Consider the following 24,699-nt stretch of genomic DNA (forward strand, 5'->3'; position numbering starts at 1 on the left):
GTTCAGGAAAGTTCAGCCTTACGCGCACCCGGGCTTGGACCTCGCGGCGTGCTGGACGCGCGCGGCAGGCCCACAGGAGCTGAACCCGCGAACCGGGCAGCGACCGCTTTTCGTTCCCCGGATGAATGAGCCGGACGAAGGCTGGCATAGCCGGATAATGTAGGAAAGACCTTTTTGACGGCGATGGCGGCTTTGGGGTGGGGAGCGGATGTATCAACAACGTCGCCCCCGCGCAGGCGGGGGCCGCTAGCCGCCTATTTCTGCGCGGCCGCGTAAACCGACAGCGGCCCCCGCCTGCGCGGGGGCGACGGCTTATTTCGGTCGAACCGCCGTCCTCAACGATCGAGGAACGCCGCCACGGCATCCAGCCCATATTCGTCGGTGACGAAGCTTTGTCCGATGCCGCGTGTCAGGATCAGCGGCAGTTTGCCGCCGCGCACTTTCTTGTCGTGCGCCATATGCGCGGCGAGCGCGGCGCCACCGGTGTTGACCCCGGCGCTGGCGAGACTGTGCGGCAGGTCGACGCTGGCCAGATGGTCGCGGACGCGGTCGGCGTCGGCGAGGGGGCACAGGCCGTTCGCTGCGGAAAATTGATGCGCGAGCACCATCCCTGCCGCGACAGCTTCGCCATGGAGCAGGCGGTCCGAATAGCCGGTTTCGGCCTCGAGCGCGTGGCCGAAGCTGTGGCCGAGATTGAGCAGCGCGCGGATGTCCTGTGTCTCGCGTTCGTCGGCGGCGACGATGCGCGCCTTGGCGCCGACGCTGTGCGCGATTGCCTTGTGCCGCGCTCCCGCATCGCCGGCGAGCAGCGCAGCGCCGTTCGCTTCGCACCAGTCGAAAAACGCTGCGTCGTCGATCAGGCCATATTTGACGACCTCGGCATAGCCCGCGCCCAGTTCGCGCCGCGGCAGCGTGGCGAGCGTCGTCGGGTCGATCACGACCAGCGCCGGCTGGTGGAAGGCACCGATCAGATTCTTGCCCGCGGGGACGCTGATCGCGGTCTTGCCGCCGACGCTGCTGTCGACCTGCGCGAGCAGGGTGGTCGGTACCTGGATGAAATGGCAGCCGCGCTTGACGATGCTGCACGCAAAGCCGACGAGGTCGCCGATGACGCCGCCGCCGAGCGCGATGACATGGTCGCTGCGCTCGATGCCTTCGCCGATCAGCCATTCGGTGAGGCGCGCCAGTCCCTCCCAGCTCTTGGTACCCTCACCGGCGGGCAGGACGAGCGAGGAAAAGGAGATATTGTCGTTCGCGAGCGATGCGCCGACCCCGACCAGATAGTGGGGCGCGACATTGCTGTCGGTGACGATCATCGTGCGCGGCCGGCGGAGCAGCGGCGCGACGTGCGCGCCGATGTCGCGGATCAGCCCGTCGCCGATCAGGATCGGGTAGCTGCGGCTGCCGAGGTCGACGGTCAGGCGTTCCACTGCGACAATTCCTCCATGATGGCGCGCACCGTATGCTCGTGCGGGCTCGACGCCGAACTGACGCGGATATGCGCCTGGGCATAGATCGGATTGCGCACCTCGGCGAGTTCGCGCAGCACCGCGCCGGCATCGCGGCCCTTGAGTAGCGGGCGGTGGCCGCGTCGGGCGGTGCGCTCGACCAGCGTCGGGATATCGGCGTCGAGCCAGATGCAAAGGCTGTCCTTGAGGATCAGCGCGCGCGTCTCTTCGTTGACGAAGGCGCCGCCGCCGGTTGCGAGGACGTGCGGCTTTCCCGCGAGCAGCCGCGCGATCACGCGGCGCTCGCCATCGCGGAAATGCGCCTCGCCGAATTTGGCGAAAATGTCGGAGATGGTCATCCCCGCAGCGCGCTCGATCTCGTCGTCGGCGTCTGCAAAGGCCATGCCGAGCCGTTGCGCGAGGCGGCGTCCGATCGTCGACTTGCCCGATCCCATCAGGCCGACGAGCACGATCGACCGCTCGCGGATCGAAGCGGGAAGCGTCGCAGGGGCGGCAGGCGCCGGGCTTTTCGGGTTTCGCGACATGGTGCGCGCGGCTATACCGCGCAGGCCGCGCGGGACAATGGTTTTCGCCGCGCATTTATGGGACGAACGGCGGGCATTGCATATTGCGCGAAACGGGCAGATCGGGAAAAGGCCGATGGAGGCGGCGGCTCGCCTGGCTGCTGCTCGCGCTGCTGGCTTTCCTGCTGTTGCTCTTCTATCTGGGCCGACCGGTCGAGCCCCGGACGATTGAGGTGGATGTGACCGACAAGATTGCCGAAACCGCGGCTACCAGGGACGGACCCAGAGACGAACGATGACGAGGAAATGGCTGACCTTGACGCTGGGCCTGTCGGGCACCGCGATCGCCGCGGCGCTGGTGCTGCCCGCGCTCGCACAGGAATCGCTGTTGCCCGAAGGCTTCGGCAACCCCGCCGAAACGCCGGCGCCCAAATCGTCGCCGACACCGTCACCGACCTCTGCGACGACGCCGTCGCCCTCGTCATCATCCTCTTCGCCGGGCGTGACGCCGCCATCGGTCGTGCCGACAACGAGCGCGGCCAGTGATGAGGAAGGCGAGGACGCTGTTGAGGGTGAGGAGGAGACCGCGGGTGGCCTCAAATATGACCTGCCACCGGGCGCGCGCCGCCTGCTGACGCGGATCGGGCCGCTGACGCCTGAGACCGGCGGGCTCGCCCCCGATGCTTTCGGGGTGCGCGGCCAATATGCCGCTGCGATCATGCGCAAGACCAACGGCGCGCTTGCCTCGCGCTGGGGCCAGATCCTGCTGCGCCGCGCGCTGTCGTCGGCGATCGATACGCCCGAGACGATCAATGGCGCCGACCTCGCCGCCGATCGCGCGGGCCTGCTCCTCAGGATGGGCGAATCGACCGCGGCTCGCTGGATCGTACAATCGGTCGACTATGACCGCGCGAGCCCGCGGATGCTGCAGGTCGCGCTGCAGACTTTCCTTGCCACCGCCGATCCTGCGGGGCTCTGTCCCTATGTCCCGGCGGGCCTCGCGCATGGCGAGGAACAATCGTGGCGGCTCGCCTCGGCGATCTGTTCGGGGCTGTCGGGCGATGCCGGGCCCGCAGGCTGGGCGATCGGCCGCGTCCGGTCGAGCGGCCGCATCAACAATTTCGACATCCTGCTGACCGAGCGGGTGCTTGGCGCGACCGGCGCCGGGCGCCGCTCGACCACGATCGAATGGGACAAGGTCGATACGCTGACGAGCTGGCGCTTCGGCATGGCGACGGCGACCGCGATTGCCATTCCCGCCGAACTGCGCAGCACCGAACCCGCCTATATGCGTGGGTGGACCGTGCTTGCGCCGATGACCGACATGGCCGATCGCGTCGCCGCGGCGCCCGATGCGGCGGCGCGCGGCGTGTTGTCGAGCGAGGCCTATGTGTCGCTGCTCAGCGCCGCATCGGGAGAGGAAGAACCGCCCGAGGCGCTCGCCGCCCAGATCGACGAACTGCGCAATGCCTTCGGCGCGGCGAGCGGCGCCGATCGCTATACGGCGATGCAGGCACTTTGGGGCGCGGGAGACAATCCGGTGCAAGGCTATGCCGCGCTGGTCGCAACGGCGCGCGCCGCGGCGGGACTGCCGACTTCGACCAAGGTCGGCGACGATCCGTGGCAGCTTCTGGGCTCGATGTTCGCCGGCGGCTACGATCGCAACGCGATGGACTGGGCGTCGCAGCTGAATTCGGGAAGCCGCGCGTGGGGCGTGATGGCGGTGGGCTCGCCGCGGCCGCTTGCGGGCGTTAGCGCCGGCAGCGTCAGCAGCTTCGCGGGCAACGACGACAGCACCGATTATCTGCGCTCGAAATTCCTCGTCGCCGGGCTTGCGGGGCTTGGCCGGCTCAGTTCGGAGCAGGCCGCATCGGCGGCGGGCGATCTCGACCTCAATCTCGGCAAACAGACGCGCTGGTCGCGTGCGATCATGGCGGCGGCCGAGCGGCGCGAGCCGGGGATGGTCGCGCTGATCGCGGCCGCGGGGATGCAGGGCGAATGGTCGAAGGTTCCGCCATATCATCTCTATTATATCGTCCGCGCGCTGCGCGAGGTCGGGCTCGATGCCGAAGCGCGGATGATCGCTGCCGAGGCGCTGGTGCGTGTCTGACGTTCGAGATTTGTCAGACTATGTCTGACGGGCGGGATTTGTCAGACGATGTCTGACGGGCCGCTGATCGACCGCTTTCTGGAAATGATGGCCGCCGAGCGCGGCGCATCGCGCAACACGCTGGCGGCCTATCGCCGCGATCTGGTCCAGGCGGCCGAACTGGTGTGCGGATCGCTGGAACGGGCGGGCGCCGACGATTTGCGGGCCTTGATGGCCGAATATCGCTCGCTTGCGGCGAGCAGCGCGGCGCGCAAGCTGTCCGCGCTGCGGCAATTCTATGCCTTCCTGCTCGACGAGGGCGAGCGTGGCGACAATCCCGCGCTCGACATTGCGCGCCCGGCCACGCGGCGACCGTTGCCGCGCATCCTGACCCATGACGACGTCGAACGCCTGTTCGCGCAGGCCGGGGAGGCGGCGGCAGGCAAGGCTCCGCCCGCGAATGCGGTGCGGCTGCTGCTGCTGCTCGAACTGCTTTACGGTTCGGGTCTGCGTGCGAGCGAACTCGTGTCCTTGCCGCGCCGCGCGGTCACGGGCGGACGCGAATTTCTGATTATCCGGGGCAAGGGCGACAAGGAACGGCTGGTGCCCCTCTCGGACCGCGCGCGCGCAGTGCTCGACCGCTGGCTGCCGCTGCTTGCCGACGGGTCGCCATGGCTCTTTCCGTCGGGCAAGGCGCATCTTTCGCGCGTGCGGCTGTTCCAGATGCTGCGCGAGCTGGCGGGGCGCGCGGGGATCGATCCCGCCGCGATCAGCCCGCACGTCCTGCGCCACGCCTTTGCGACGCATCTGCTCGAAGGCGGAGCCGATCTGCGCGCGCTGCAACTGATGCTCGGCCATGCCGATATCGCGACGACCGAGATTTACACGCATGTCGATAGCCGCCGCCTCGTCGAGCTGGTGAACAGGCGTCACCCGCTCGCGCAAATGGAGCTTGGCGCCGCGACCGTTGACGTTGCGGCATCATCGTCCTAGCGACTGCGCATGACAGCCTTTCTGGACTTTGAAAAACCGGTCGCGGCGCTGGATCGGCAGATCGCCGAACTGCGCGAAATGGGGGAAGACCCCTCGCTCAATATCGAGGGCGACATTGCCAGGCTTGAGGATAAATCCTCGAAATTGCTGCGCGATATCTATGGCAAATTGACCCCCTGGCAAAAGACGCAGGTCGCGCGCCATCCCGACCGCCCGCATTTCAAACATTATGTCGCGGGGCTGTTCGACGACTGGATGCCGCTGGCGGGCGACCGCAATTTCGGCGACGATCAGGCGATCCTGGGCGGCCTCGCGCGCTTTCGCGGCCGCCGCGTGATGGTGATCGGCCATGAAAAGGGCGACGATATTCCGTCGCGCATGAAGCATAATTTCGGGATGGCGAAGCCCGAGGGCTATCGCAAGGCGATCCGCCTGATGCAACTCGCCGACCGGTTCGGGCTGCCGGTGGTGACACTGGTCGACACCTCGGGCGCCTTTCCCGGCATCCAGGCCGAGGAGCGCGGGCAGGCCGAGGCAATCGCGCGCTCGACCGAGCAATGTCTCGCGCTCGGCGTGCCGATGGTCGCGGCGATCGTCGGCGAGGGCGGCTCGGGCGGCGCAATCGCGCTGGCCGCGGCGAACCGCGTGCTGATGTTCGAACATGCCGTCTATTCGGTGATCTCGCCCGAAGGATGCGCGTCGATCCTGTGGCGCACCGCCGACAAGGCGGCCGATGCCGCGACCGCGATGAAGATGTCGGCGCAGGATCTTCTTGGCCTGAAGATCATCGATCGCATCGTTCCGGAGCCGGTTGGCGGCGCGCATCGCGCCCCCGAACTCGCTATCAAGGCGCTCGGCGATGCGATTGCGCACGAACTGGACGCGCTGGCGAAGCTGCCATCCGAAGCGCTGCTCAACGAACGCGAGGAAAAGTTTCTCGCCATGGGGCGAGCATAGTCGCGGGAACCTGAAGCGACGTCATCGCGTTGAAATTCCACTTGGTCCGGCCAGTCGTCCACCAGACGGCTTGCCTTGTCCTGTTTCGGGTTTATCCCCGATGGGCGCATAAGTGGGAGGCGATCGATGAAGCGAAAGACGGCAAGCAGGCTGGGGATCATGCTCGCGGCCAGCGTCGCGCTGACGGGTGTGGCGGACGCCCAGCTCAAGGCGATCCGGACGCAGACCGCGATCACGCCGGCGGAGCGCAAGCAGGGCGACGAGGCGCATCCGCAGCTTTTGCAGGAGTTTGGCGGCGCCTATGCCGGGCCGCAGGCCGCCTATGTGAACCGCATCGGCCAGAATATCGCCGTCCAGTCGGGCCTTTCGCGGAGCCCGAGCGATTTCACCGTCACCCTGCTCAACTCGCCGGTGAACAACGCCTTCGCGATCCCGGGCGGCTATGTCTATGTGACGCGCCAGTTGATGGCGCTGATGAACGACGAGGCCGAACTCGCGGGTGTGCTGGGCCACGAGGTCGGCCATGTCGCGGCGCAGCACAGCAAGAAGCGCCAGTCGGCGGCGACGCGCAACACGATCCTTGGTGTGCTCGGCGCGGTGCTTGGCGGCGCGATCGGCGACAGTGGCGGGCTGCTCGGCGGACTCGGCGGCCTGCTCCAGAACAATGCGATGAAGGTCGCGCAGCTTGCGACGCTGGGATTCTCGCGCAGTCAGGAATTGGAGGCCGACCAACTCGGCGTGCAGTATCTGAAGAAGGCGGGCTATGATCCGCTTGCGCTGTCGACGATGCTCGCGAGCCTCGCCAACCAGACCAGTCTCGAGGCGCGGCTGTCGGGCGGCGACGCGCGCTCGATCCCCGAATGGGCGAGCACCCACCCCGACCCGGCGTCGCGCGTCCGCAATGCGCAGAGCCTCGCATCCAAGGTCGGCACGGGTGGCGTGCGCAACGCCGACGCCTTCCTCGCCTCGGTCGATGGCGTGCTCTATGGCGACGACCCCGCGCAGGGCGTCGTCGAGGGCCGCGACTTTCTGCACCCGGACCTGCGGCTGAAGTTCACCGTGCCGAACGGCTATGGCATGCAGAATGGGACGAGCGCGGTGCTCGTCAGCGGCAATGGCGGGCAGGCGCAATTTTCGACCGCCGCCTATAATGGCGATATGAACATCTATATTGCATCGATTTTCAAGGAGATAGGTGGGAATGCGAACCTGTCGCCGGGCTCTATCCAGCGCACTACGGTGAACGGCATCCCGGCCTATTATTCGGTCGCGCGTGCCAATACCCAGTCGGGGCAGGTCGACGTCACCGTCTTCGCCTATGAGTTTTCGCGGACCAGCGCGTTCCACTTCGTCGCGCTGACGCAGGCGGGCGGAGCGGGCGTGTTCAACCCGATGTTCCAGAGCGTCCGGCGGCTGACCGCGAGCGAGGCGGCGGCGATCCGGCCGCGGCGGGTCGATGTCGTGACGGTCGCGCGCGGCGACACGGTGGCGACGCTGGCGCGGCGCATGGCCTATACCGACCTGCAGACCGAACGCTTCCAGGTACTCAACCGCCTGACCGCGTCGAGCCGGCTGACGTCGGGGCGGAAGGTCAAGATCGTCGTTTACGCGAATCGATAAGGCGGACACGAAAAAGGGGCGGTGGAAACCACCGCCCCTTTCCTTTTTCGGTCTGCCGGCAAGGCCGACGACGAAAACCGGGATTACTGGCCCAGGTTTTTGCTGACGTCGTTGAAGGTCTGCTTCACGCCGTTACCGACGGCACCCATCGCGGCGATGCCGGCGACGGCGATCAGAGCGGCGATCAGGCCATATTCGATAGCGGTCGCGGCCTTGGTGTCGCGGACGAATTTCTTGATGAACTTCATGACTGGTCTCCTGATGCTTCACTTACCCTGTTGACGGTCTGGTCTGGGTCAACATCGACGGGTTTAGGTGAAATAGGTTTTGAAAATCTTAATGCCGGAACGCTGTAAAACGCCTTGATCGAGTCCCGAATTCGAACAACGTGAGGGCTTTAAAGCACCGCACCCGCAGACGAGGACACGTCATTCCACATATTGATGGTCGAGGTTCCGACCGCTCCCATCGCGCCGAGCGCGGCAAGGAATATCAGGGCCAAGAGAAGCCCATATTCGACGGCTGTGGCGGCCCTGGTCGACCGCAGCAGCCCCTGAAACTTGTTCATTGTTCCGCCCCTACTGAAGTTATAGTTCCCGAGGATGGCGAGCGTCGCACAGGAAGGTTAAGAAATTGTCCGTGTCCGATCCGATGAAATCGGCAATGCCGGGCCTGTTCGTAGTGGCGGCCGCATTGGTCGATCGCGACGGTCGGCTGCTCGTCCAGCAACGCCCCGAAGGCGGGGCCATGGCCGGGCTGTGGGAATTCCCGGGCGGAAAGCTGGAGCCCGGCGAGACGCCGGAACAGGCGCTGATCCGCGAGCTGGCCGAGGAACTGGCGATCGACGTCGAGGAGGCGTGCCTCGCCCCCGCCTGTTTTGCGAGCGACCGGATCGACGACCGGCATCTGCTGCTCTTGCTCTTTGTCTGCCGTAAGTGGCGCGGCACGCCGGTGGCGCAGCATGCGAGTGCGCTGCGCTGGGTGCGGCCGGTCGAGCTTCACGGGCTCGCGATGCCGCCCGCCGACAAGCCGCTGATCGGCCTGCTCGAGGCGCTGGTGTGACCGGCCGTCCGGCCTAGTCCTTGGGTTTCAGTGCATCGGCGAGCGAAGCTGCAGCGCTGCCGCGCCGCGCGGGCTTCGGCTGGTCCGGGTGCGGGGCCCAGCCGCTGAAGTGGATGATGCGAAAATTTTCGGCCACACGCCCGTCGGGATCGGCCTGCGCCGCAAAGGCGGCGGCGATGCGCGCCGCTTCCTCGCGCGTCAGCGGCGCCGGGGCGGGGGTCAGCCGGCTCGACAGGCCCGCCGCGCGCAGATCGCGGACGAGCGCGAACCAGTTGCCGTAGCGGACGGTCAGCGCGTCGACATCGACCACGGGCAGGGTGAAACCGGTGCGCTGGAGCAAATTGCCCATCGCGGCGAGGTCGATTTGGGGATGCAGCCGCGCGACCGGCCGCACGCCGTCGCTCATCACCGCGCGGCGCTGGCGCGGCAGGCTGCCGTCGCCGACGAAGGCGCCGAGGAGGAGCCCGTCGGGAGCAAGCAGGGCGCGCAGCCGGACGAGTGCGCCGGGAACATCGTTCACCGCGTCGAGCCCGCCGGGCCAGACGATCAGGTCGAAACTGGCGAGCGGCAGGTCGATCGCGTCGGCCTCGCTGACGATCGCGCCCGATGCAGCGGCGAGTTTTGGCCCGGCTTCAACGATGGTGAGGTTGCCGCCTCGCACCCGTAAGGCGCCGGTGAGCGCCGCGTCATGCGCGCCGATGAGCAGCACGCGTTCAAATTCGCGGGTAACCATCGCCAGTCGGTCGAGCAGCGTTTCGGCGATGATCGGGGCCAGGAAATTCGCATCCGCGGGCAATCGTCCCATGCGGTCGCGCTGGGCTGCGTGGCGGGCGGGGGAAAAGAGCATCGTGGGGGTCGACATGGGCGCGCTTGTGCCGTCCCGCGCGATGCGGCACAAGTCCGTCATGGACGCGGCTTCGGGGGACGCAGGTATCGACGGGCGAGCCGGACAAGGCATCGCCCCGTTGCGGCTGTTGCGGAGGGTCGGGCGAGCGGTCGTCGACTATGCGCTACCGCCGCGGTGTCCAGGGTGCGGGACGATCGTCGACGGCGACCGGCAGTTCTGCCTTGGCTGCTGGTCCTCGCTCGATTTTCTCGACGGCGCCGCATGCGCGCGCTGTTCGATCCCCTTGCCGACCGCGGTGGCTGGTACGGGTGTCGAATGCGGCGCGTGCATGGCCGATCCGCCTTCCTTTTCGGGCGCGCCCGCGGCCGTTGCCTATGGTCCCGTCGCGCGCACCGTGGCGCTCAGGCTCAAATATGGCCGGCGCACCGGCCATGCGCGGCTGATGGCAGGGCTGATGACGCGCAAGCTGCTCGCGCTCGGCGATCCCGCCGACATGCTGCTGATCCCCGTGCCCCTGCACCGCTGGCGGCTCTGGTCGCGCGGCTTCAACCAGGCGGCGATGATCGCCGACGCGCTGGCGCGGCAGACCGGCGTGCCGCGCGATCACCATTTGCTGCTGCGCAAAAAGTCGACGGCCGCGCTGCGCGGCAAGGGGCGGCGCGAGCGCGAGAAGATCGTTGCCGGAGCGTTCGGCTTGGCCGCCGATGCCAGGGCGCGTGTCGCGAGGCGCCATCTTGTCCTGATCGACGATGTCCATGCCAGCGGCGCGACGCTCCGGTCGGCGGCGAAGGTGCTCCACCGCGGCGGCGCGGCGCAGGTTTCGGCGCTGACCTGGGCGCGGGTCGTTCCCGATGCGCTGACGACGGGCAACATATTTGACTTTGCGGACGTTGATTCCGATATGGTGGTAAAGAGATGACAGGATAGCCGCATGGCAAAGATCGAAATCTATACGAAGGCCTTTTGTGGATTCTGCTCGCGCGCGAAGTCGCTGCTCGATCGCAAGGGGGCCGGTTTTCAGGAAATCGACGTGACGATGGATCGCGCCGGCTTCGACGCGATGGTCGATCGCGCGCACGGACGCCGCACCGTCCCGCAAATCTTCATCGATGGAAAGCATATCGGCGGCAGCGACGATCTCGCCGAGCTGGAAGCGAAGGGCGAGCTCGACGCGCTGCTCGGCACGGGGTGAGAATGATCGTCTTCGACCTTTGCTGTTCCGCGGGCGATCACCGCTTCGAGGCGTGGTTTGCGAGCAGCGAGAGCTTTGCCGACCAGCAGCGACGCGGCCTGATCGCGTGCCCGGTCTGCGGCGACGCCGATGTCCGCAAGGCGGTGATGGCGCCGCGCGTCGGTGCGAAGTCGAACCAGATGACGAGCGGCGCGCTGTCGTCGGCGCCGGTTGCCGACGACAGCGGCCCCGGACCGGAAATCGTCCGCAAGCTGCTGGCCGACCTTGCCGCGAAACAGGCCGAGATGCTGCCCCGGTCGCGCTGGGTCGGCCGCGAGTTCGCCGACGCCGCGCGCGCGATGCACGAAGGCCGCGCGGCCGAGGATCTGATCCACGGGCAAGCCTCTCCCGAAGAGGCGCAGGCGCTTCGCGACGACGGTATCGCGGCAATACCTCTGCTTGTCCCTTTCGTTCCGCCCGAAGCGGCGAATTGATCCGCCGATTGACGCTGGCCGCCCGATACCGCTAGACGGACCCCGGCGCGCCCGTAGCTCAGCAGGATAGAGCATCAGATTCCTAATCTGGGGGCCACAGGTTCGAATCCTGTCGGGCGCACCATCCTCCGTTCGCAGTTCGCACCGGTTTGCCGCGAGCCGGACAGCATTGGCGACACTCGTTCGTCCGGGGGGCGTCGCCGCCAAAGGCGACGCGATCAGCCGGCCCTCGCGTTCGCCAGCATGTCGAGTGCGACATCGACGATCATGTCCTCCTGTCCACCGACCATCTTGCGGCGACCGAGTTCGACCAGGATCGAGCGCGTGTCGATGCCATATTCGGCGCTGGCCTTTTCGGCGTGGCGAAGGAAGCTGGAATAGACGCCGGCATAGCCGAGGGTCAGCGTTTCGCGGTCGACGCGAACCGGCCGGTCCTGCAGCGGGCGCACCAATTCTTCGGCGGCGTCCATCAGCGCGTAGAGATCGCAGCCATGCTGCCAGCCATAACGGTCGGCGGCGGCGATGAAGACTTCGAGCGGCGCGTTGCCCGCGCCGGCGCCCATGCCCGCGAGCGACGCGTCGACGCGGATCGCGCCATTCTGCACCGCGACGAGGCTGTTGGCGACGCCGAGCGAGAGATTGTGGTGCGCGTGGATGCCGCGCTGGGTTTCGGGTTTGAGCACGCGGTCATACGCCTGCAGCCGCGCCGCATATTGGTCCATGTTCATCGCGCCGCCGCTGTCGGTGACATAGACGCAGTGCGCGCCATAGTCCTCCATCAGCTTTGCCTGGCCCGCGAGCGCCCCGGGGTCCGACATGTGGGCCATCATGAGAAAGCCCGACACGTCCATGCCGAGCGTCCGCGCCGCCTCGATATGCTGCTTCGATACATCGGCCTCGGTGCAATGGGTCGCGATCCGGACCGAGCGCACGCCCATGTCATAGGCATGTTCGAGGTCGTGGACGGTGCCGATGCCGGGCAGCAGCAAGGTCGTGAGCACGCTATGCTCCAGCACCTCGGCGACCGCGCCGATCCAGTCCCAGTCGGTATGGGCGCCAAAGCCATAGTTGAAGGACGATCCGCTGAGCCCGTCGCCGTGGGCAATCTCGATCGCGTCGACTTTGGCGCGGTCGAGAGCCTTCGCAATCGCCTTCACATGGTCGAGGCCATATTGGTGACGAACCGCGTGCATCCCGTCGCGCAGCGTCACGTCCTGGATATAGAGTTTGGTCTGCGTCGGATCGAGGGTCATGCCGGTGCCCCCACATGCAGGGTTGCGGCCATGCGTTCGGCGGTGCGAAGGGCGGCAGACGTCATGATATCGAGGTTTCCCGCATAGGCCGGCAGATAGTGCGCGGCGCCTTCCACTTCGAGGAAGATGCTGACTTTCAGCCCGGTAAAGTCCGAACGATCTCCCGCCGTCAGGCCGGGGATGTGCAGCGGCTTGTTCGATCCGAGGTGCTCGAACTGCACTGCCTGCTTGAGACGGTATCCGGGGACATAGGTTTTGACCTCCTCGACCATGTCGAGCACGCTCTGCCGGATAGCGTCCTGGTCGGCGTCGTCGCAAAGGCAATAGACGGTGTCGCGCATGATCAGCGGCGGCTCGGCGGGATTGAGGACGATGATCGCCTTGCCGTTCGCGGCGCCGCCGACCTCGACGATCGCACGGCTGGTCGTCTCGGTGAATTCGTCGATATTGGCGCGCGTGCCGGGGCCGGCGCTTTTCGACGCGATAGATGCGACGATTTCGCCATAGTGGACTCTGGCGACGCGGTTGACGGCATAGACCATCGGGATCGTCGCCTGACCGCCGCACGTCACCATATTGACGTTCGGGGCGTCCAGATGGGCGCCGCCGTTGACCGGCGGGATCGTGTAGGGACCGATCGCGGCGGGGGTCAGGTCGATCACGCGCTTGCCATGGCTGCGCAATATCGCGTCATGACGGTGATGGGCCCCGGCGGACGTCGCATCGAAGACGATCTCGATATCGGCGAATTCGGGCATCGCGACCAGCCCGTCGATCCCTTCGGCGGTGGTCGGGACGCCGAGCCGCTGCGCGCGCGCCAGTCCGTCCGATGCTGCGTCGATTCCCACCATCGCGGCCATTTCGAGCGCGTTCGAAAGGCGCAGAACCTTGATCATCAGGTCGGTGCCGATGTTGCCCGAACCGATGATCGCGACCTTGGTTTTGCCCATCGTTCAGTGTCCCTTGTAGGAAAAGCTGCACGCGCCGATCCCGCCGACGGAGGCGTGAACCCGGTCGCCCGGCGTCAGCGCCACCATCGGGCCGAGCGCGCCCGCCAGCAGGATGTCGCCCGCCTTGAGCGGTTCGCCGCGCGCCGCGAGCGTCTGCGCGAGCCACGCGGCGGCATTGAGCGGATTGCCGAGCGCCGCAGCGCCGATCCCGGTCGAAACGACCGCGTCGTCGATCCGCATCTCCATCGGCGCGCGCTCGAGATCGAGACCGTCGAGCGACCGGCCGGTATCCGCCAGGACGAAGAAGGCGGACGAACCATTGTCGGCCACGGTGTCGGCAAAGCTGATTTTCCAGTCGGCGATGCGGCTGTCGACGATCTCGATCGCGGCATGAACGCTGGCGACCGCGGCGGCGACCTGTTCGGGCGTGGTGGCGGGGTCGGGCAGATCGTCGGCGAGGATGAAGGCGATCTCTGCCTCGGCCTTCGGCTGAAGCGTGCGCGCCGGATCCAGATTGCCGCCGTCCGCAATCCGCATGTCGTCGAACAATACCCCGAAATCGGGCTGGTCGACGCCAAGCTGGATCTGGACCGCCCTGGCGGTCAGTCCGGCCTTGCGGCCGACGATCCGGCGTCCTTCGCTTTCCCAGAAGCGCGTGTTGATCGTCTGCACCGCATAGGCGCCCTCGGCGTCGACGGGATCGAGTCCGTCGCGCATCGGCGGCACCGCGCCCGATCGATAAGCGTCGCGCAGCCGCAGCGCGAGTTCGTCCCGGGTCGGTCTGGTCATCGGCGATATCCTCTTCCTGTCTGCGCGGTGCTAGCGCGATACGCCCCTTGGCACCAGCCGCCGGGCCGGATATGTTCTTACCATATGAGAAATGGGACGCCGCAGATTGCTTCGCTCACCCGGGCGCTCTTGACCCTGGAGGCCATGATTTCCGGGGGCAGAACGCGCAACCTGTCCGACGTGGCACGCGATCTCGGCATGCCTGTGGCGACGGTCCATCGTCAGGTAACGACGCTGGTGGCCGAGGGCTTTCTAGTCCGCCTCGCGAATGGCCATTATGCCGCCGGAGCGCGGCTCGCCCGTATGCTGGGCCATGTCGACGAGAAGCAGTTGATCGCCAGCGCGGCGGCTCCGGTCCTGCATCGCCTTGCCTCCCGGCTTGGCTGCGTCGTCCAGCTCGGCACGTTCGAGAACGACATGGTGACCTACCGGATCAAGACCGGCCAGGGGGCCAGCGACCTGTTCACCAAAGTGGGAATGCAGCTCGAGGCCTATTGCTCGGGAATCGGGAAGGTGCTCCTCGCGCATCTTCCGGAAGGGGAGCGGGAAGATTATCTGGCGGCTGGCCCCTTTCCCGCGCTCACCCCGAACACGATCGTCGACCCCGACAGGCTGCGAATGGCGCTTCGGCACGTCAGGCAGCATGGCTTCGCTACCGACGATGGCGAGATCCACGATGGCATTTTCTGCGTTGCGGTGCCGATCCATAGCGCCGCTGACGATCGCGTGCTTGCCGCGATTTCGGTCACCCGGCCGAAGCGGCCGGGGCGGCGCATGACGACCGAGCGGACCGTCCATTATCTCGAGCAGGCGGCGCGGGAGATCGGGGCTGCGGCTTTCGCCTGACGGTTGCCGGGGCCGATCATCGGAACCTCACCGGGCGGTAGATGCGGTTCTGCCCTGCGCCGCCATCACGAGGCCGGAAAGGCTGCCGTTCTTCTATTCACGCGCGCGTGAGCGAACATTGAAAGCGCTGTCGCTGCGATCATATCGGCAATGGCTGGATCGGCGGTTTCATGCCGACGATCGGCTTTGCGATGGTCGCGGCGACGGGGAATATCTACCAAGGGCTGTGGTATGCGGTGACGATCGCCGCAGTCACCGCAGTCGTCGGGATTTTCTTCCTGCCGGAAACCTACAAGCGGGACATCGAAGCCTGAGCGCGATCGACCAAGCAGGCGTGCGCGCCGAAGGGCATCCCCGTCGGTGTTGGCGCCTCGGGTTTCCGCGGCCGGCCAAGATGACGAATCCGTAATCCGGCGGTCATCGGACGGGCAGGGGCGGGCGTCTATTCCTCGGGCGTCGGGTTGAGCCGGTCCGCTCCATCCCCCTGACCCTGGCAATGGACCGGCTCCCCCTGACACGCCCCCCAAAAGGGTGGATCAACTGTCTTAGGAGTCCAATCATGCGTAACTATGCAAAGCTCGTTGCTGCCGGTGCCCTGTCGCTGGCGATGATCAGCGGATCCGCCTTTGCCGCGACCCCGGCAGCCACGCCGGCGCAGTCGCACAAGGCGGTCAAGGCCCCGGTGAAGAAGGCCCCGACGCACGCCGCGAAGAAGACCGACAAGAAGGCCCAGTAAACCGGCCGATCCCGTTCCGTCCGAAAGGCCGGTCCGCACCTTGCGCGGGCCGGCCTTTTCCGTTTCCGCCCGGGAATCGCGGTCAGGTGATGAAGGGAATGTCGCCCTCGGCCGTTTCGCCGGGCGCGAGCAGCGGAAGCGCTTTCAACCGCGCATAGATCGGCGTGAAATCGGTCTCGTCGGTTTCCTTCAGCAGATGCTCGAAACTCTCGATCACGAAATAGGTCGGCTGGAACTCGTCGAAGAGATAGTCGCTGCGCATCACGCGCGCGAGGTCGAACGACAGCCGCCGCGCGTCGGGAGACGTGACCGCATGGACGGTTTCGGCGATGCTCGACAGGAGGCCGGCGCCATAGGCGCGAATGCCGCCCGCCTCGCGCACCAGCCCGAATTCGACGGTGTGGAGGTAGAGCCGCCCGAGATAGTCGGCGGCGCCCAGCGTTTCGGCGCGCAGCCCCGCCTTGCCATAGGCAACGAGGAAGTCGGCGAAGACCGGGTTGGTGAGCATCGGCAAATGCCCGAACAGGTCGTGGAACATGTCGGGTTCCTCGCTGTAGTCGAGCGAATCCGCGCCGCGCAGGAAGTTGGCCGCGGGGAAGCGGCGTTCGGCGAGGTGCCGGAAAAAGGGTTCGTTGGGGATCACGCCCGGGACCGGCACGATCTCCCACCCCGTCGTCGCCTTGAGACGCGGGTTGAGGTCGGCGAGGTCGGGAATACCGGGCCCCGCGAGGTGCAATATGTCGAGCCCGTCGAGAAAGGCCTGTGAGGCGAAACCGCCCAGTGCCTGCGACTGGCGCGCGACGAGCTGCTCCCACGTGCGATGGTCGTCGGCGCTGAACTGGCTCCAGTTCTGCGGCATCGTCCAGTCGGCCGCGACGCCCGCAGGCGGCGCTTCGAAAACATGTGTTGCGGCCATCGCCGGGCTCCCTTGTGTTTCGGCTGTGCAGGATAGCGCGCGAGGCGGCGAACATTGTCCCGAACCCGCATTGATCTTGCGCGCATTTCAGAACAATGTTCTGTCCAGTTTGAAGTACAACAAAGGCTGTTCTGACCTTTTGCGGGAAAGTTGGTTGTTTTCCTGTGGGGCGGACTGGCCGGTGTGCAGCCGGAGCAGGGAAGATGGACAAGATCGACTGGAAAATCCTGACCGAGCTCGAGGGTGACGGACGCTTGTCGTTCGCCGACCTCAGCGAACGCGTGGGCCTTTCCAAATCGCCCTGCTGGTCGCGCGTGCGCGATCTGGAGGCCGATGGCGTGATCGGCGGTTATCACGCGCGGATCAGCCCCGCGGCGCTCGGGCTCGCGGTCCAATGCTATGCCGATGTTCGGATCAAGTTCGACGGCCACGCGGCGTTCGAGGCGGCGGCGCTCGCGCATCCGGCGATCATCGAATGCCACACCACCGCGGGCGATAGCGATTATCTGCTGCGCATCTATGCGCGTTCGGTCGAACATCTCGACGAACTGCTTCGCAACGATCTGTCGAAGCTGCCGGGCGTCCACCGGCTGTCGACGACCGTCTGCCTGAAGACGATCAAACAACATGCGCCCCTGACACCATGGGCATCGGAAGGAGCGCGGGCGTGACGCGCGCGGGGAGGACGGCTTGAGCATCAGGCGATTTGTCGAGGACGGGATCGAAAGCTTCGAGGCCGAGATCGACGGCGAGAGGATCCAGTGGGACAAGGGATTGTCATACGCCCGGCATCTGCAAACCGAAAAGCTGCTCTCGTCGCAGGTTCCGGTGACCGACAAGCCCGACGAGATGCTGTTCGTCATCATGCACCAGACGATGGAGCTGTGGCTGAAGCTGGTGCTGCACGAGGCGCGGATCGCGGTCGCCGCGATCCAGGCCGACGACCTCGATCATGCGGGCAAGACGCTCGACCGCATTGCGACGATCCAGCGCCACATGATCCATAGCTGGGAGGTGCTGGCGACGCTGACCCCGCATGATTTCCTGACATTTCGCGGCTATCTGCGCAAAGCGTCGGGGTTCCAGTCGCACCAGTATCGCGAGCTTGAATATCTGCTCGGCAACAAGCGCGAGGATCTGCTCCTCGTCCACGCCGACGATGCCGAAACCCATGCGCGGCTGAGCGCGGTGCTGAACGCGCCGTCTTTCTATGACGAGGTGCTGAAACTGCTTGCGCGACGCGGCTTCGCGATCCCCGCCTCGCATCTCGAACGCGACTGGAGCCGGCCTTATGAGGCGTCCGAGGCGATCGAGGATGCCTGGCTCGCCGTCTATTCGGACGTCGAGCACTATTGGGATCTCTACATGCTGGCCGAGAAGGTCACCGCGCTCGAATATTATTTCCAGGAATGGCGCTTCAAGCACATGAAGACCGTCGCGCGCGTGATCGGGCAAAAGCAGGGCACCGGCGGATCGGCCGGGGTCAATTATCTGGTCAAGGCGCTGAACCTCAGCTTTTTCCCCGAACTCTGGGCGATGCGCACGCGCATGGTCGCACCGAAGGCCGGCGGCAATTATGCCGACGGAGATGCCTCGTGAAAATATGGGATATCTCGCAGGTCGTGCGACCCGACATGCCGGTCTGGCCGGGCGAGCCGCCGGTCCGCGTGATGCGCAACGTCGAGATCGGTGACGGCTGCCCGGTCAACGTCGGCGAGATCGACGCGCCGCTCCACGCCGGCACCCATGCCGATGCGCCCTTGCATTATGCTCCCGATGGCGCCGCGAGCGCCGATTGCGACCTGGCGCCGTACATCGGCCGCTGCGTGCTCGTCGACGTGCGCCATGCGGCGGCGCGGATCGAGATGGGCGACGTCGACTGGGATGCGGTCGCGGGCGCCGAGCGGGTGATCTTTCGGACCTATGATCGCTTTCCCGCCGACGTCTGGGACAGCGATTTCACCGCGATCGCGCCCGAGGTTGTCGCCAGGCTGCGCGAGGGCGGGGTCCGGCTGGTCGGGACCGACTCGCCGTCGCTCGATCCCGAAACATCGAAGACGATGGACGCGCATCACGAAATTCTCGCGGGCGACATGCGCATCCTCGAGGGACTCGTACTCGATGATGTGCCGCCAGGTGACTATGAACTGATCGCGCTGCCGCTGAAGATCGCGGCCGCCGATGCCAGCCCCGTCCGGGCGATCCTGCGGGAGCTTGCGAAGTGAAGGAAATTCTCGCCGAAGTCGCCGATCTCGACGCGCGCGATCCGCTGGCGCCGTTTCGCGACGAGTTCCGGCTGCGCGACGGGCTGATCTATGTCGACGGCAATTCGCTCGGCGCGCTGCCCAAGGCGACCGCGGCGCGCCTCGCGGCGACGGTGACCGAGGAATGGGGCGAGGGGCTGATCACCTCGTGGCTCGGCGCCGACTGGGTCGGGGCACCGCAGCGGATCGGCAACAAGATCGCGGCGCTGCTCGGCGCGAAGGCCGGCGAGGTGATCGCGGCGGACTCGACCTCGGTGAACATCTTCAAGGCGGTGACCGCGGCCGCCTCGCTCCGCCCCGACCGCGCGGTGATCCTGTCGGAGACGACCAATTTCCCGACCGACGTCTATATGATGCAGGGGATCGAGGCATTCAGCGGCGGGCGGCTGAAATCGGTGACGGTCGATCCCGCCGACGTGCTGGGCCGGCTGGACGAGGATGTCGCGGTGCTGCTGCTGACGCAGGTGCACTACAAGTCCGGCCTGATCCGCGACATGGCCGAGGTGACGCGCCGCGCGCACGAAAAGGGCGTGCTAATCGTCTGGGATCTCAGCCACAGCGCCGGCGCGATCGAGGTCGACCTCAACGGTGCGAAAGCCGACTTCGCGGTCGGCTGCGGCTATAAATTTCTGAACGGCGGCCCCGGCGCGCCCGCCTTCCTGTTCGCGGCGGAGCGCCACCATGACGCGATGCCCGTCCTGTCGGGCTGGTTCGGTCATGCGAGCCCCTTCACCTTCGAGGAGGATTATCGCGCCGCCGCGGGCGTGACGCGCTTCCTCTGCGGGACGCCGCCGGTGCTGGGGCTGACCGCGCTCGAATGCGGCATCGACCTGATGGCGCGCGCCGACATGCGCGAGCTGCGCAAGAAGTCGGTCCGGCTCGGCCAGCTCTTCATCGAGCGGATGACCGCGCGCTGCGGCGAGTTCGGCTTCGAACTTGCGAGCCCCGCCGATCCCGAGCTGCGGGGGAGCCAGATTTCCTACGCACACCCCCATGGTTACGAGATGGTGCAGGCGCTGAAGGAGCGCGGCGTGATCGGCGATTTCCGCGCGCCCGACATATTGCGATTCGGCCTGACGCCGCTTTATCTGCGCTACGCCGACGTCGTCGAGGCGGTCGAGCGGTTGCGCGACATTTGCGTGACGCGCGCGTGGGACAAGCCCGAATATCGCGTCCGCGCGGCCGTGACCTGAGGAGGCGCCGATGCTCGAACTCCCCAAATCGAAGGTCGCCGCGGTCCAGACCGCCCCCGTCTTCCTCGATCCTGCGGCGACGGTCGACAAGGCGTGCGCGCTGATCGCCGAGGCGGCGGGCAATGGCGCGAAGCTCGTCGCCTTTCCCGAAGTGTTCGTCGCGGGCTATCCCTATTGGAACTGGCTGATGACGCCGGTCGAGGGGAGCGAATGGTTCGAACGGCTCTGCCGCGCCGCGATCACCGTGCCGGGGCCCGAGGTCGAGCAATTATGCGCGGCGGCGCGCGCGCACGACTGCACCGTGGTGATCGGCGTCAACGAACGCGACCCGCGCGCGCTCGGTACGCTCTACAACACCAACCTCGTCATCGGCGCTGACGGGACGTTGCTCGGCCGGCATCGCAAGCTCGTGCCCACCTGGGCCGAGAAGCTGACCTGGGCGGGCGGCGACGGCGCGAGCCTGCGCGTCTATGACACGCCGGTCGGCCCGCTCGGGACGCTCGCGTGCGGGGAGAATACCAATACGCTCGCGCGCTTCGCGCTGCTGTCGGCGGGCGAGCTGGTCCATGTCGCCAATTATATCTCGCTGCCCGTCGCGCCTGCTTCGTACAATATGGCCGACGCGATCCGCATCCGCGCGACCGCGCACAGCTTCGAAGGCAAGCTGTTCACGATCGTCGCCTGCTCGACCGTCAGCGAGGAGATCATCGCGGCGATGAGCGCCGGGCGGCCCGCAAACCGCGCGCTGCTCGAGCGGCGGCAGAGCGCCTTTTCGGGCGTGATCGGCCCCGACGGCAATCTCGTCGGCGACCCGCTGATCGACGACGAAGGCATCGTCTATGCCGAGATCGACCTTTCGCGCTGCATCCAGCCCAAGCAGATGCACGATATTATCGGCGCCTATAACCGCTTCGACATTTTCGACCTGCGCATCGACCGGCGCCCGCGTACGAGCGCAAGCTGGCGCGATGACGAAGTGCCGCCCGCCGACGACGGCGGTGCGGAGCCGCCCACGGCTTGAGATTGGCAAGGAGAGGCAAGATGGCCAGCGTCGTGTCAAAACCCGATCCCCGCGATGCGCAGCTGGGGCGCTCGCGTGTCACCGATACCGACGAGCTCCGGCAATTCTACGCCGAGCTTGGCGCGCATAATGCCGACGCCTTCTGGAACCGCGCCAACGCGATCGAGCCGTGGGAGCCGCAGAGCCGGTACAATCCGACGCTGTGGAAATATGCCGAGATGCGCGAGCTATGCCTGCGCGCGGTCGAGCTGGTGCGGCCCGAGGATGCCGGGCGCCGCGTCGTGACCTTGCTCAACGACAGCGATGCGGGGCGTGCGAACACCGCGGTCTGCGGCTGGCTGTTCAGCGGCCTGCAGGCGATGCGCCCCGGCGAGATCACCCCCGCGCACAAGCATACCGCCTCGGCGCACCGCTTCATCATGGAAGGCGGCGGTGCCTATACAGTTGTCGACGGGCATCATGTCACGCTTGGCAAGAATGATTATGTGCTGACGCCGAACGGGTGCTGGCACGATCATGGCGTCGCCGCGGACGGCCAGCTTTCGATCTGGCAGGACGGGCTCGATATCCCGCTCATGAACTGCATGGAGAGCAATTTTTATGCGGTCTATGACGCCCCGGCGCAGACCCCGGGCTTTCCCGCCGACGATCTGCCGCTTTCCTATGGCGGTGCGATGCAACCCGACGGCGTCGAGGCGTGGGCGCGGCCCTTTTCGCCGACGATGGTCTATCGCTGGGAACAGGTGCGCGACGCGATCTGGAATTTCGCCAAGGTGTCGGGCGGCTCGCCCTTCGACGGGCATATCATGCGCTATTCGAACCCGCAGACCGGCGGCTGGGCGCTCCAGACGATGGGCGCGCACATGCAGATGCTGAAGGGCGGGCTGCATACGCGCGCGCACCGGCACACCGGCAACGTCGTCTATAATGTCGCGCAGGGCCGCGGCTATTCGGTGATCGGCGGGCGGCGCTTCGATTGGGCGGAGCATGACATTTTCTGCGTGCCCGCCTGGACCTGGCACGAGCATGTCAATCTCGACCCGTCGGAAGAGGCGTTCCTCTTCTCGTTCAACGACTTCCCCGTGATGGAGGCGCTCGGCGTCCGGATCGAGGAAGCGCTCGAAGACAAGGACGGCCATCAGCAGGTTCAGGCCTGAACCCTCATCGCAACCCATAACAGGAAAACAACCATGCGCTTCGTGACCTATCGCACGGCCGAAACCGGGCCGCGCCTCGGACTCGTCCACCAGGGACTCGTCATCGACGTCGAATATTTCGGCGACGCGATCGGGCATGATCTGCCCGCGACGATGCTCGACTTCATCGATCTGGGTCCGGTCGCGCTCGGCTTCCTGCAGGAGGCCGTCGCGGCTGCGACGCCCGCCGATCTGGTCGGCACGTCGCTGCCCGAGGGCAATGTGACCCTGCTCGCGCCGATCCCGCGCCCGCGCAAGAATATCTTCGGTATCGGGCTGAACTATACCGAGCATGTCGCGGAATCGGCGCGCGCGCTCGACACGTCGGACGCGCTGCCGAAAGAGCCGGTGATTTTCTCGAAGCCGCCGACCGCCGTGGTCGCGTGGAACGACCCGATCCGCCACAATGCGAAGGTGACGCAGCAGCTCGACTGGGAAACCGAGCTGGCGGTGGTGATCGGGCGTACGGCGCGCCACGTGGCCGAGGCCGACGCACTCGACCATGTGTTCGGCTATACCGTTATCAACGATGTGTCGGCGCGCGACTGCCGCCGTGCGGGGCAGTGGATCGTGTCGAAGGGGCAGGACAGTTTCGCGCCGATGGGCCCCGCGATCGTCACCCGCGACGAAATCACCGATCCGCAGAACCTCAATATGTGGACCAGGGTCAACGGGGTCGAGAAGCAGAACAGCAACACGCGTTTCATGCTGTTCAACGTCGCGCAGCTCATCGCCGACATATCGGGCGTGATGACGCTGGAGCCCGGCGACATCATCGCCACTGGCACACCCGCCGGCGTCGGCGCGGGCCGCGACCCGCAGGAGTTCATGTGGCCGGGCGACGTCGTCGAATGCCATGTCGAGGGCATCGGCACGCTGCGCAACCCGATCGTCGCCATCTGAAAGACCGAACCATGACCCGCCCTTTCCGCGTCGGCCAGATCGTGCCGAGTTCGAACGTCACGATGGAAACCGAAATCCCCGCGATGCTCCGCGCCCGCGAAGCGATCCTGCCCGACCGCTTTACCTTCCACAGCGCGCGCATGCGGATGAAGAAGGTGACGAAGGAGGAACTGGCGGCGATGGACGCCGATTCCGACCGCTGTGCCTTCGAGCTGTCCGACGCTGCGGTCGACGTAATGGGCTATGCCTGCCTCGTCGCGATCATGAGCATGGGCCCAGGCTATCACCGCGTGTCGGAAAAGCGGCTGCATGGGCGGACCGTCGAAAACGGCCACGCCGCGCCGGTGGTGACGAGCGCGGGGGCGCTGGTCGACGGCCTGCACGCGCTCGGCGCGAAGCGGATCGCGGTGGTCGCGCCCTATATGAAGCCGCTCACCCAGCTCGTCGTTTCGTACATCGAAGGCGAGGGGATCGCGGTGCAGGATTCGCTCGCGCTGGAGATTCCCGACAATCTCGAGGTCGCGGCGCAGGATCCCGCGAACCTTCTGGCTCACTATAAGAAGCTCGACCTTGCGGGGATCGATGTGCTGGTGCTGTCGGCCTGCGTCCAGATGCCCTCGCTGCCCTCGATCCAGAAGGTCGAGGATGAGGTCGGGCTACCCGTCGTTTCCGCGGCGGTCTGCACGACGCACCAGATGTTGAAGCGGCTCGGGCTCGAAGCGCGGGTGCCGGGTGCCGGCGCGCTGCTTTCGGGACGCTATTGATCGAAGGGGACGGGCGGTGAAGCTCTACAGCTATTTCCGGTCATCGGCCGCCTATCGCGTGCGGATCGCGCTGGGGCTCAAGGGGATCGCCGCCGACCAGGTCGCGATCAACCTGCTCGCGCGCGAGCCGCTGCCGGGCTATCGGCAGGCGGTCAATCCGCAGGGCTTCGTCCCCGCGCTCGACACCGACGCCGACGGGCTGATCGTCCAGTCGCTCGCGATCATCGAGTATCTCGACGAAACGCATCCGGAACCCGCGCTGTTGCCGAAACGCGCCGCGGACCGCGCCTATGTCCGCGCCGCCGCGCAGCTCGTCGCCTGCGACATCCATCCGCTCGCGAACCTCAGGGTGCTTCGATATCTCAAGCGCGATCTGGGGCAGAGCCAGGATGCGATCGACGACTGGTACCGGCATTGGGTCGAGGACGGTCTCACGCGGCTCGAGGCTTTCGTGGCAGCGGAAGGAAAGAGTGGGCGCTTCCTGTTCGGCGACGCGCCGACGATGGCCGATTGCGTCCTTGTTCCGCAGCTTTTCAACGCGCGTCGGCTCGCGTGCGATCTGGCGACCATTCCGACGTTGGTCGCGATCGACGCCCGCTGCACCGGGCTCGATGCGTTTCGTCAGGCGCATCCGGACGCGCAGCCCGACGCGGTCTGATCAGC

The 24,699-nt window shown here is 66.4% G+C and carries 28 protein-coding genes, 1 tRNA gene and 1 pseudogene; 21 read left to right on the plus strand and 9 right to left on the minus strand.

All coding sequences use genetic code 11. From position 1 onward, the window contains the following. Positions 1–335: 335 nt before the first annotated feature. Both aroB and ATE64_RS01430 read right to left on the minus strand, forming a co-directional pair. Entirely contained in the window at positions 336–1,430 is a 1,095-nt protein-coding gene (gene aroB, locus ATE64_RS01425; RefSeq protein WP_058454682.1) for a 3-dehydroquinate synthase, read from the minus strand. Continuing rightward, positions 1,418–1,993 (minus strand): shikimate kinase, encoded by a 576-nt coding sequence (locus ATE64_RS01430; RefSeq protein WP_082657529.1) that lies wholly within the window; start codon positions 1,991–1,993, stop codon positions 1,418–1,420. Before ATE64_RS01430 ends, aroB begins: the two co-directional genes overlap by 13 nt. Positions 1,994–2,267: 274 nt before the next feature. On the opposite strand from ATE64_RS01430, the gene ATE64_RS01440 reads away from it, so the two are divergent. The 4 genes from ATE64_RS01440 to ATE64_RS01455 all read left to right on the plus strand — a co-directional run bounded on the left by ATE64_RS01440 (position 2,268) and on the right by ATE64_RS01455 (position 7,631). Then, entirely contained in the window at positions 2,268–4,082 is a 1,815-nt protein-coding gene (locus ATE64_RS01440; RefSeq protein ID WP_058454680.1) for a hypothetical protein, read from the plus strand. Between the two features lie 48 nt (positions 4,083–4,130). Continuing rightward, on the plus strand, positions 4,131–5,054 hold the full coding sequence (locus ATE64_RS01445) for a tyrosine recombinase (protein ID WP_058454679.1): 924 nt from the start codon (positions 4,131–4,133) through the stop codon (positions 5,052–5,054). A 9-nt stretch (positions 5,055–5,063) separates the two neighbouring features. Beyond that, entirely contained in the window at positions 5,064–6,011 is a 948-nt protein-coding gene (locus tag ATE64_RS01450; RefSeq protein WP_058454678.1) for an acetyl-CoA carboxylase carboxyltransferase subunit alpha, read from the plus strand. A 159-nt stretch (positions 6,012–6,170) separates the two neighbouring features. Continuing rightward, the gene (locus tag ATE64_RS01455) at positions 6,171–7,631 is read left to right on the plus strand and encodes a M48 family metalloprotease (RefSeq protein ID WP_058454715.1); all 1,461 of its coding nucleotides are present in this window, start codon (positions 6,171–6,173) and stop codon (positions 7,629–7,631) included. Positions 7,632–7,714: 83 nt separating this feature from the next. On the opposite strand, the gene ATE64_RS01460 is transcribed toward ATE64_RS01455, so the two are convergent. Both ATE64_RS01460 and ATE64_RS20965 read right to left on the minus strand, forming a co-directional pair. Then, positions 7,715–7,879, minus strand: a complete 165-nt coding sequence (locus tag ATE64_RS01460) for a Flp family type IVb pilin (RefSeq protein WP_058454677.1) — start codon at positions 7,877–7,879, stop codon at positions 7,715–7,717. A gap of 149 nt (positions 7,880–8,028) precedes the next feature. After that, complete coding sequence (locus tag ATE64_RS20965; protein WP_082657531.1) at positions 8,029–8,199, minus strand: Flp family type IVb pilin; 171 nt, start codon at positions 8,197–8,199, stop codon at positions 8,029–8,031. A gap of 83 nt (positions 8,200–8,282) precedes the next feature. Here ATE64_RS20965 and ATE64_RS01465 point away from each other — a divergent pair, with 83 nt between their 5' ends. Further along, complete coding sequence (locus ATE64_RS01465; protein ID WP_058454676.1) at positions 8,283–8,693, plus strand: (deoxy)nucleoside triphosphate pyrophosphohydrolase; 411 nt, start codon at positions 8,283–8,285, stop codon at positions 8,691–8,693. A gap of 13 nt (positions 8,694–8,706) precedes the next feature. On the opposite strand, the gene ATE64_RS01470 is transcribed toward ATE64_RS01465, so the two are convergent. After that, a complete protein-coding gene (locus tag ATE64_RS01470; protein WP_058454675.1) occupies positions 8,707–9,555 on the minus strand; it encodes a hypothetical protein in 849 nt (282 codons plus the stop codon). Here ATE64_RS01470 and ATE64_RS01475 point away from each other — a divergent pair. The 4 genes from ATE64_RS01475 (at position 9,554) to ATE64_RS01490 (ending at position 11,329) form a co-directional block, all read left to right on the plus strand. After that, positions 9,554–10,459 (plus strand): ComF family protein, encoded by a 906-nt coding sequence (locus ATE64_RS01475; protein ID WP_231729204.1) that lies wholly within the window; start codon positions 9,554–9,556, stop codon positions 10,457–10,459. The genes ATE64_RS01470 and ATE64_RS01475 overlap by 2 nt on opposite strands. A gap of 12 nt (positions 10,460–10,471) precedes the next feature. Continuing rightward, positions 10,472–10,732, plus strand: a complete 261-nt coding sequence (gene grxC / locus ATE64_RS01480) for a glutaredoxin 3 (RefSeq protein ID WP_058454674.1) — start codon at positions 10,472–10,474, stop codon at positions 10,730–10,732. 2 nt (positions 10,733–10,734) lie between these two features. Next, complete coding sequence (locus ATE64_RS01485) at positions 10,735–11,205, plus strand: DUF1178 family protein (protein ID WP_058454673.1); 471 nt, start codon at positions 10,735–10,737, stop codon at positions 11,203–11,205. Between the two features lie 47 nt (positions 11,206–11,252). Next, positions 11,253–11,329, plus strand: a tRNA-Arg gene (locus tag ATE64_RS01490). 94 nt (positions 11,330–11,423) lie between these two features. Here ATE64_RS01490 and dmpG read toward each other — a convergent pair. Genes dmpG through ATE64_RS01505 form a run of 3 tightly spaced genes read right to left on the minus strand, consistent with a single transcriptional unit; the run spans position 11,424 to position 14,197 of the window. After that, positions 11,424–12,458 carry a 4-hydroxy-2-oxovalerate aldolase gene (gene dmpG, locus ATE64_RS01495; RefSeq protein WP_058454672.1) on the minus strand — a complete coding sequence of 345 codons (1,035 nt, stop codon included), beginning with the start codon at positions 12,456–12,458 and terminating at the stop codon, positions 11,424–11,426. Then, positions 12,455–13,408 (minus strand): acetaldehyde dehydrogenase (acetylating), encoded by a 954-nt coding sequence (locus ATE64_RS01500; protein WP_058454671.1) that lies wholly within the window; start codon positions 13,406–13,408, stop codon positions 12,455–12,457. Before ATE64_RS01500 ends, dmpG begins: the two co-directional genes overlap by 4 nt. Before the next feature lie 3 nt (positions 13,409–13,411). Continuing rightward, positions 13,412–14,197 (minus strand): fumarylacetoacetate hydrolase family protein, encoded by a 786-nt coding sequence (locus ATE64_RS01505; RefSeq protein WP_058454670.1) that lies wholly within the window; start codon positions 14,195–14,197, stop codon positions 13,412–13,414. Positions 14,198–14,281: 84 nt separating this feature from the next. On the opposite strand from ATE64_RS01505, the gene ATE64_RS01510 reads away from it, so the two are divergent. The 3 genes and pseudogenes from ATE64_RS01510 to ATE64_RS21430 all read left to right on the plus strand — a co-directional run bounded on the left by ATE64_RS01510 (position 14,282) and on the right by ATE64_RS21430 (position 15,779). After that, complete coding sequence (locus tag ATE64_RS01510) at positions 14,282–15,043, plus strand: IclR family transcriptional regulator (RefSeq protein WP_058454669.1); 762 nt, start codon at positions 14,282–14,284, stop codon at positions 15,041–15,043. 140 nt (positions 15,044–15,183) lie between these two features. Continuing rightward, a pseudogene (locus ATE64_RS21425) lies at positions 15,184–15,357 on the plus strand (MFS transporter); the annotation flags it as partial. A 245-nt stretch (positions 15,358–15,602) separates the two neighbouring features. Beyond that, complete coding sequence (locus ATE64_RS21430) at positions 15,603–15,779, plus strand: hypothetical protein (RefSeq protein WP_156416441.1); 177 nt, start codon at positions 15,603–15,605, stop codon at positions 15,777–15,779. Between the two features lie 82 nt (positions 15,780–15,861). On the opposite strand, the gene phhA is transcribed toward ATE64_RS21430, so the two are convergent. Continuing rightward, complete coding sequence (gene phhA, locus ATE64_RS01515) at positions 15,862–16,695, minus strand: phenylalanine 4-monooxygenase (protein ID WP_058454668.1); 834 nt, start codon at positions 16,693–16,695, stop codon at positions 15,862–15,864. Positions 16,696–16,898: 203 nt separating this feature from the next. Between phhA and ATE64_RS01520 the strand changes: the two genes are divergently transcribed. The 9 genes from ATE64_RS01520 to maiA are packed head-to-tail and all read left to right on the plus strand — an operon-like array spanning position 16,899 to position 24,694. Beyond that, the gene (locus ATE64_RS01520) at positions 16,899–17,366 is read left to right on the plus strand and encodes an Lrp/AsnC family transcriptional regulator (protein ID WP_058454667.1); all 468 of its coding nucleotides are present in this window, start codon (positions 16,899–16,901) and stop codon (positions 17,364–17,366) included. A 19-nt stretch (positions 17,367–17,385) separates the two neighbouring features. Beyond that, positions 17,386–18,294, plus strand: a complete 909-nt coding sequence (locus ATE64_RS01525; RefSeq protein WP_082657532.1) for a tryptophan 2,3-dioxygenase family protein — start codon at positions 17,386–17,388, stop codon at positions 18,292–18,294. Continuing rightward, entirely contained in the window at positions 18,291–18,920 is a 630-nt protein-coding gene (gene kynB, locus ATE64_RS01530) for an arylformamidase (protein WP_156416440.1), read from the plus strand. The genes ATE64_RS01525 and kynB overlap by 4 nt, the downstream gene beginning before the upstream one ends. Then, on the plus strand, positions 18,917–20,152 hold the full coding sequence (kynU, locus tag ATE64_RS01535) for a kynureninase (protein ID WP_058454666.1): 1,236 nt from the start codon (positions 18,917–18,919) through the stop codon (positions 20,150–20,152). The genes kynB and kynU overlap by 4 nt, the downstream gene beginning before the upstream one ends. Before the next feature lie 10 nt (positions 20,153–20,162). Continuing rightward, positions 20,163–21,173, plus strand: a complete 1,011-nt coding sequence (locus ATE64_RS01540; RefSeq protein ID WP_058454665.1) for a carbon-nitrogen hydrolase family protein — start codon at positions 20,163–20,165, stop codon at positions 21,171–21,173. 20 nt (positions 21,174–21,193) lie between these two features. Then, complete coding sequence (locus ATE64_RS01545; protein WP_058454664.1) at positions 21,194–22,330, plus strand: cupin domain-containing protein; 1,137 nt, start codon at positions 21,194–21,196, stop codon at positions 22,328–22,330. 33 nt (positions 22,331–22,363) lie between these two features. Next, positions 22,364–23,272, plus strand: a complete 909-nt coding sequence (locus ATE64_RS01550) for a fumarylacetoacetate hydrolase family protein (protein WP_058454663.1) — start codon at positions 22,364–22,366, stop codon at positions 23,270–23,272. Positions 23,273–23,283: 11 nt separating this feature from the next. Then, on the plus strand, positions 23,284–24,036 hold the full coding sequence (locus tag ATE64_RS01555; RefSeq protein ID WP_058454662.1) for an Asp/Glu racemase: 753 nt from the start codon (positions 23,284–23,286) through the stop codon (positions 24,034–24,036). A gap of 16 nt (positions 24,037–24,052) precedes the next feature. Continuing rightward, complete coding sequence (gene maiA / locus ATE64_RS01560) at positions 24,053–24,694, plus strand: maleylacetoacetate isomerase (RefSeq protein WP_058454661.1); 642 nt, start codon at positions 24,053–24,055, stop codon at positions 24,692–24,694. The last annotated feature ends 5 nt before the right edge of the window (positions 24,695–24,699 follow it).

Source organism: Sphingopyxis sp. H073, assembly GCF_001468395.1.
Classification (GTDB): Bacteria; Pseudomonadota; Alphaproteobacteria; order Sphingomonadales; family Sphingomonadaceae; genus Sphingopyxis.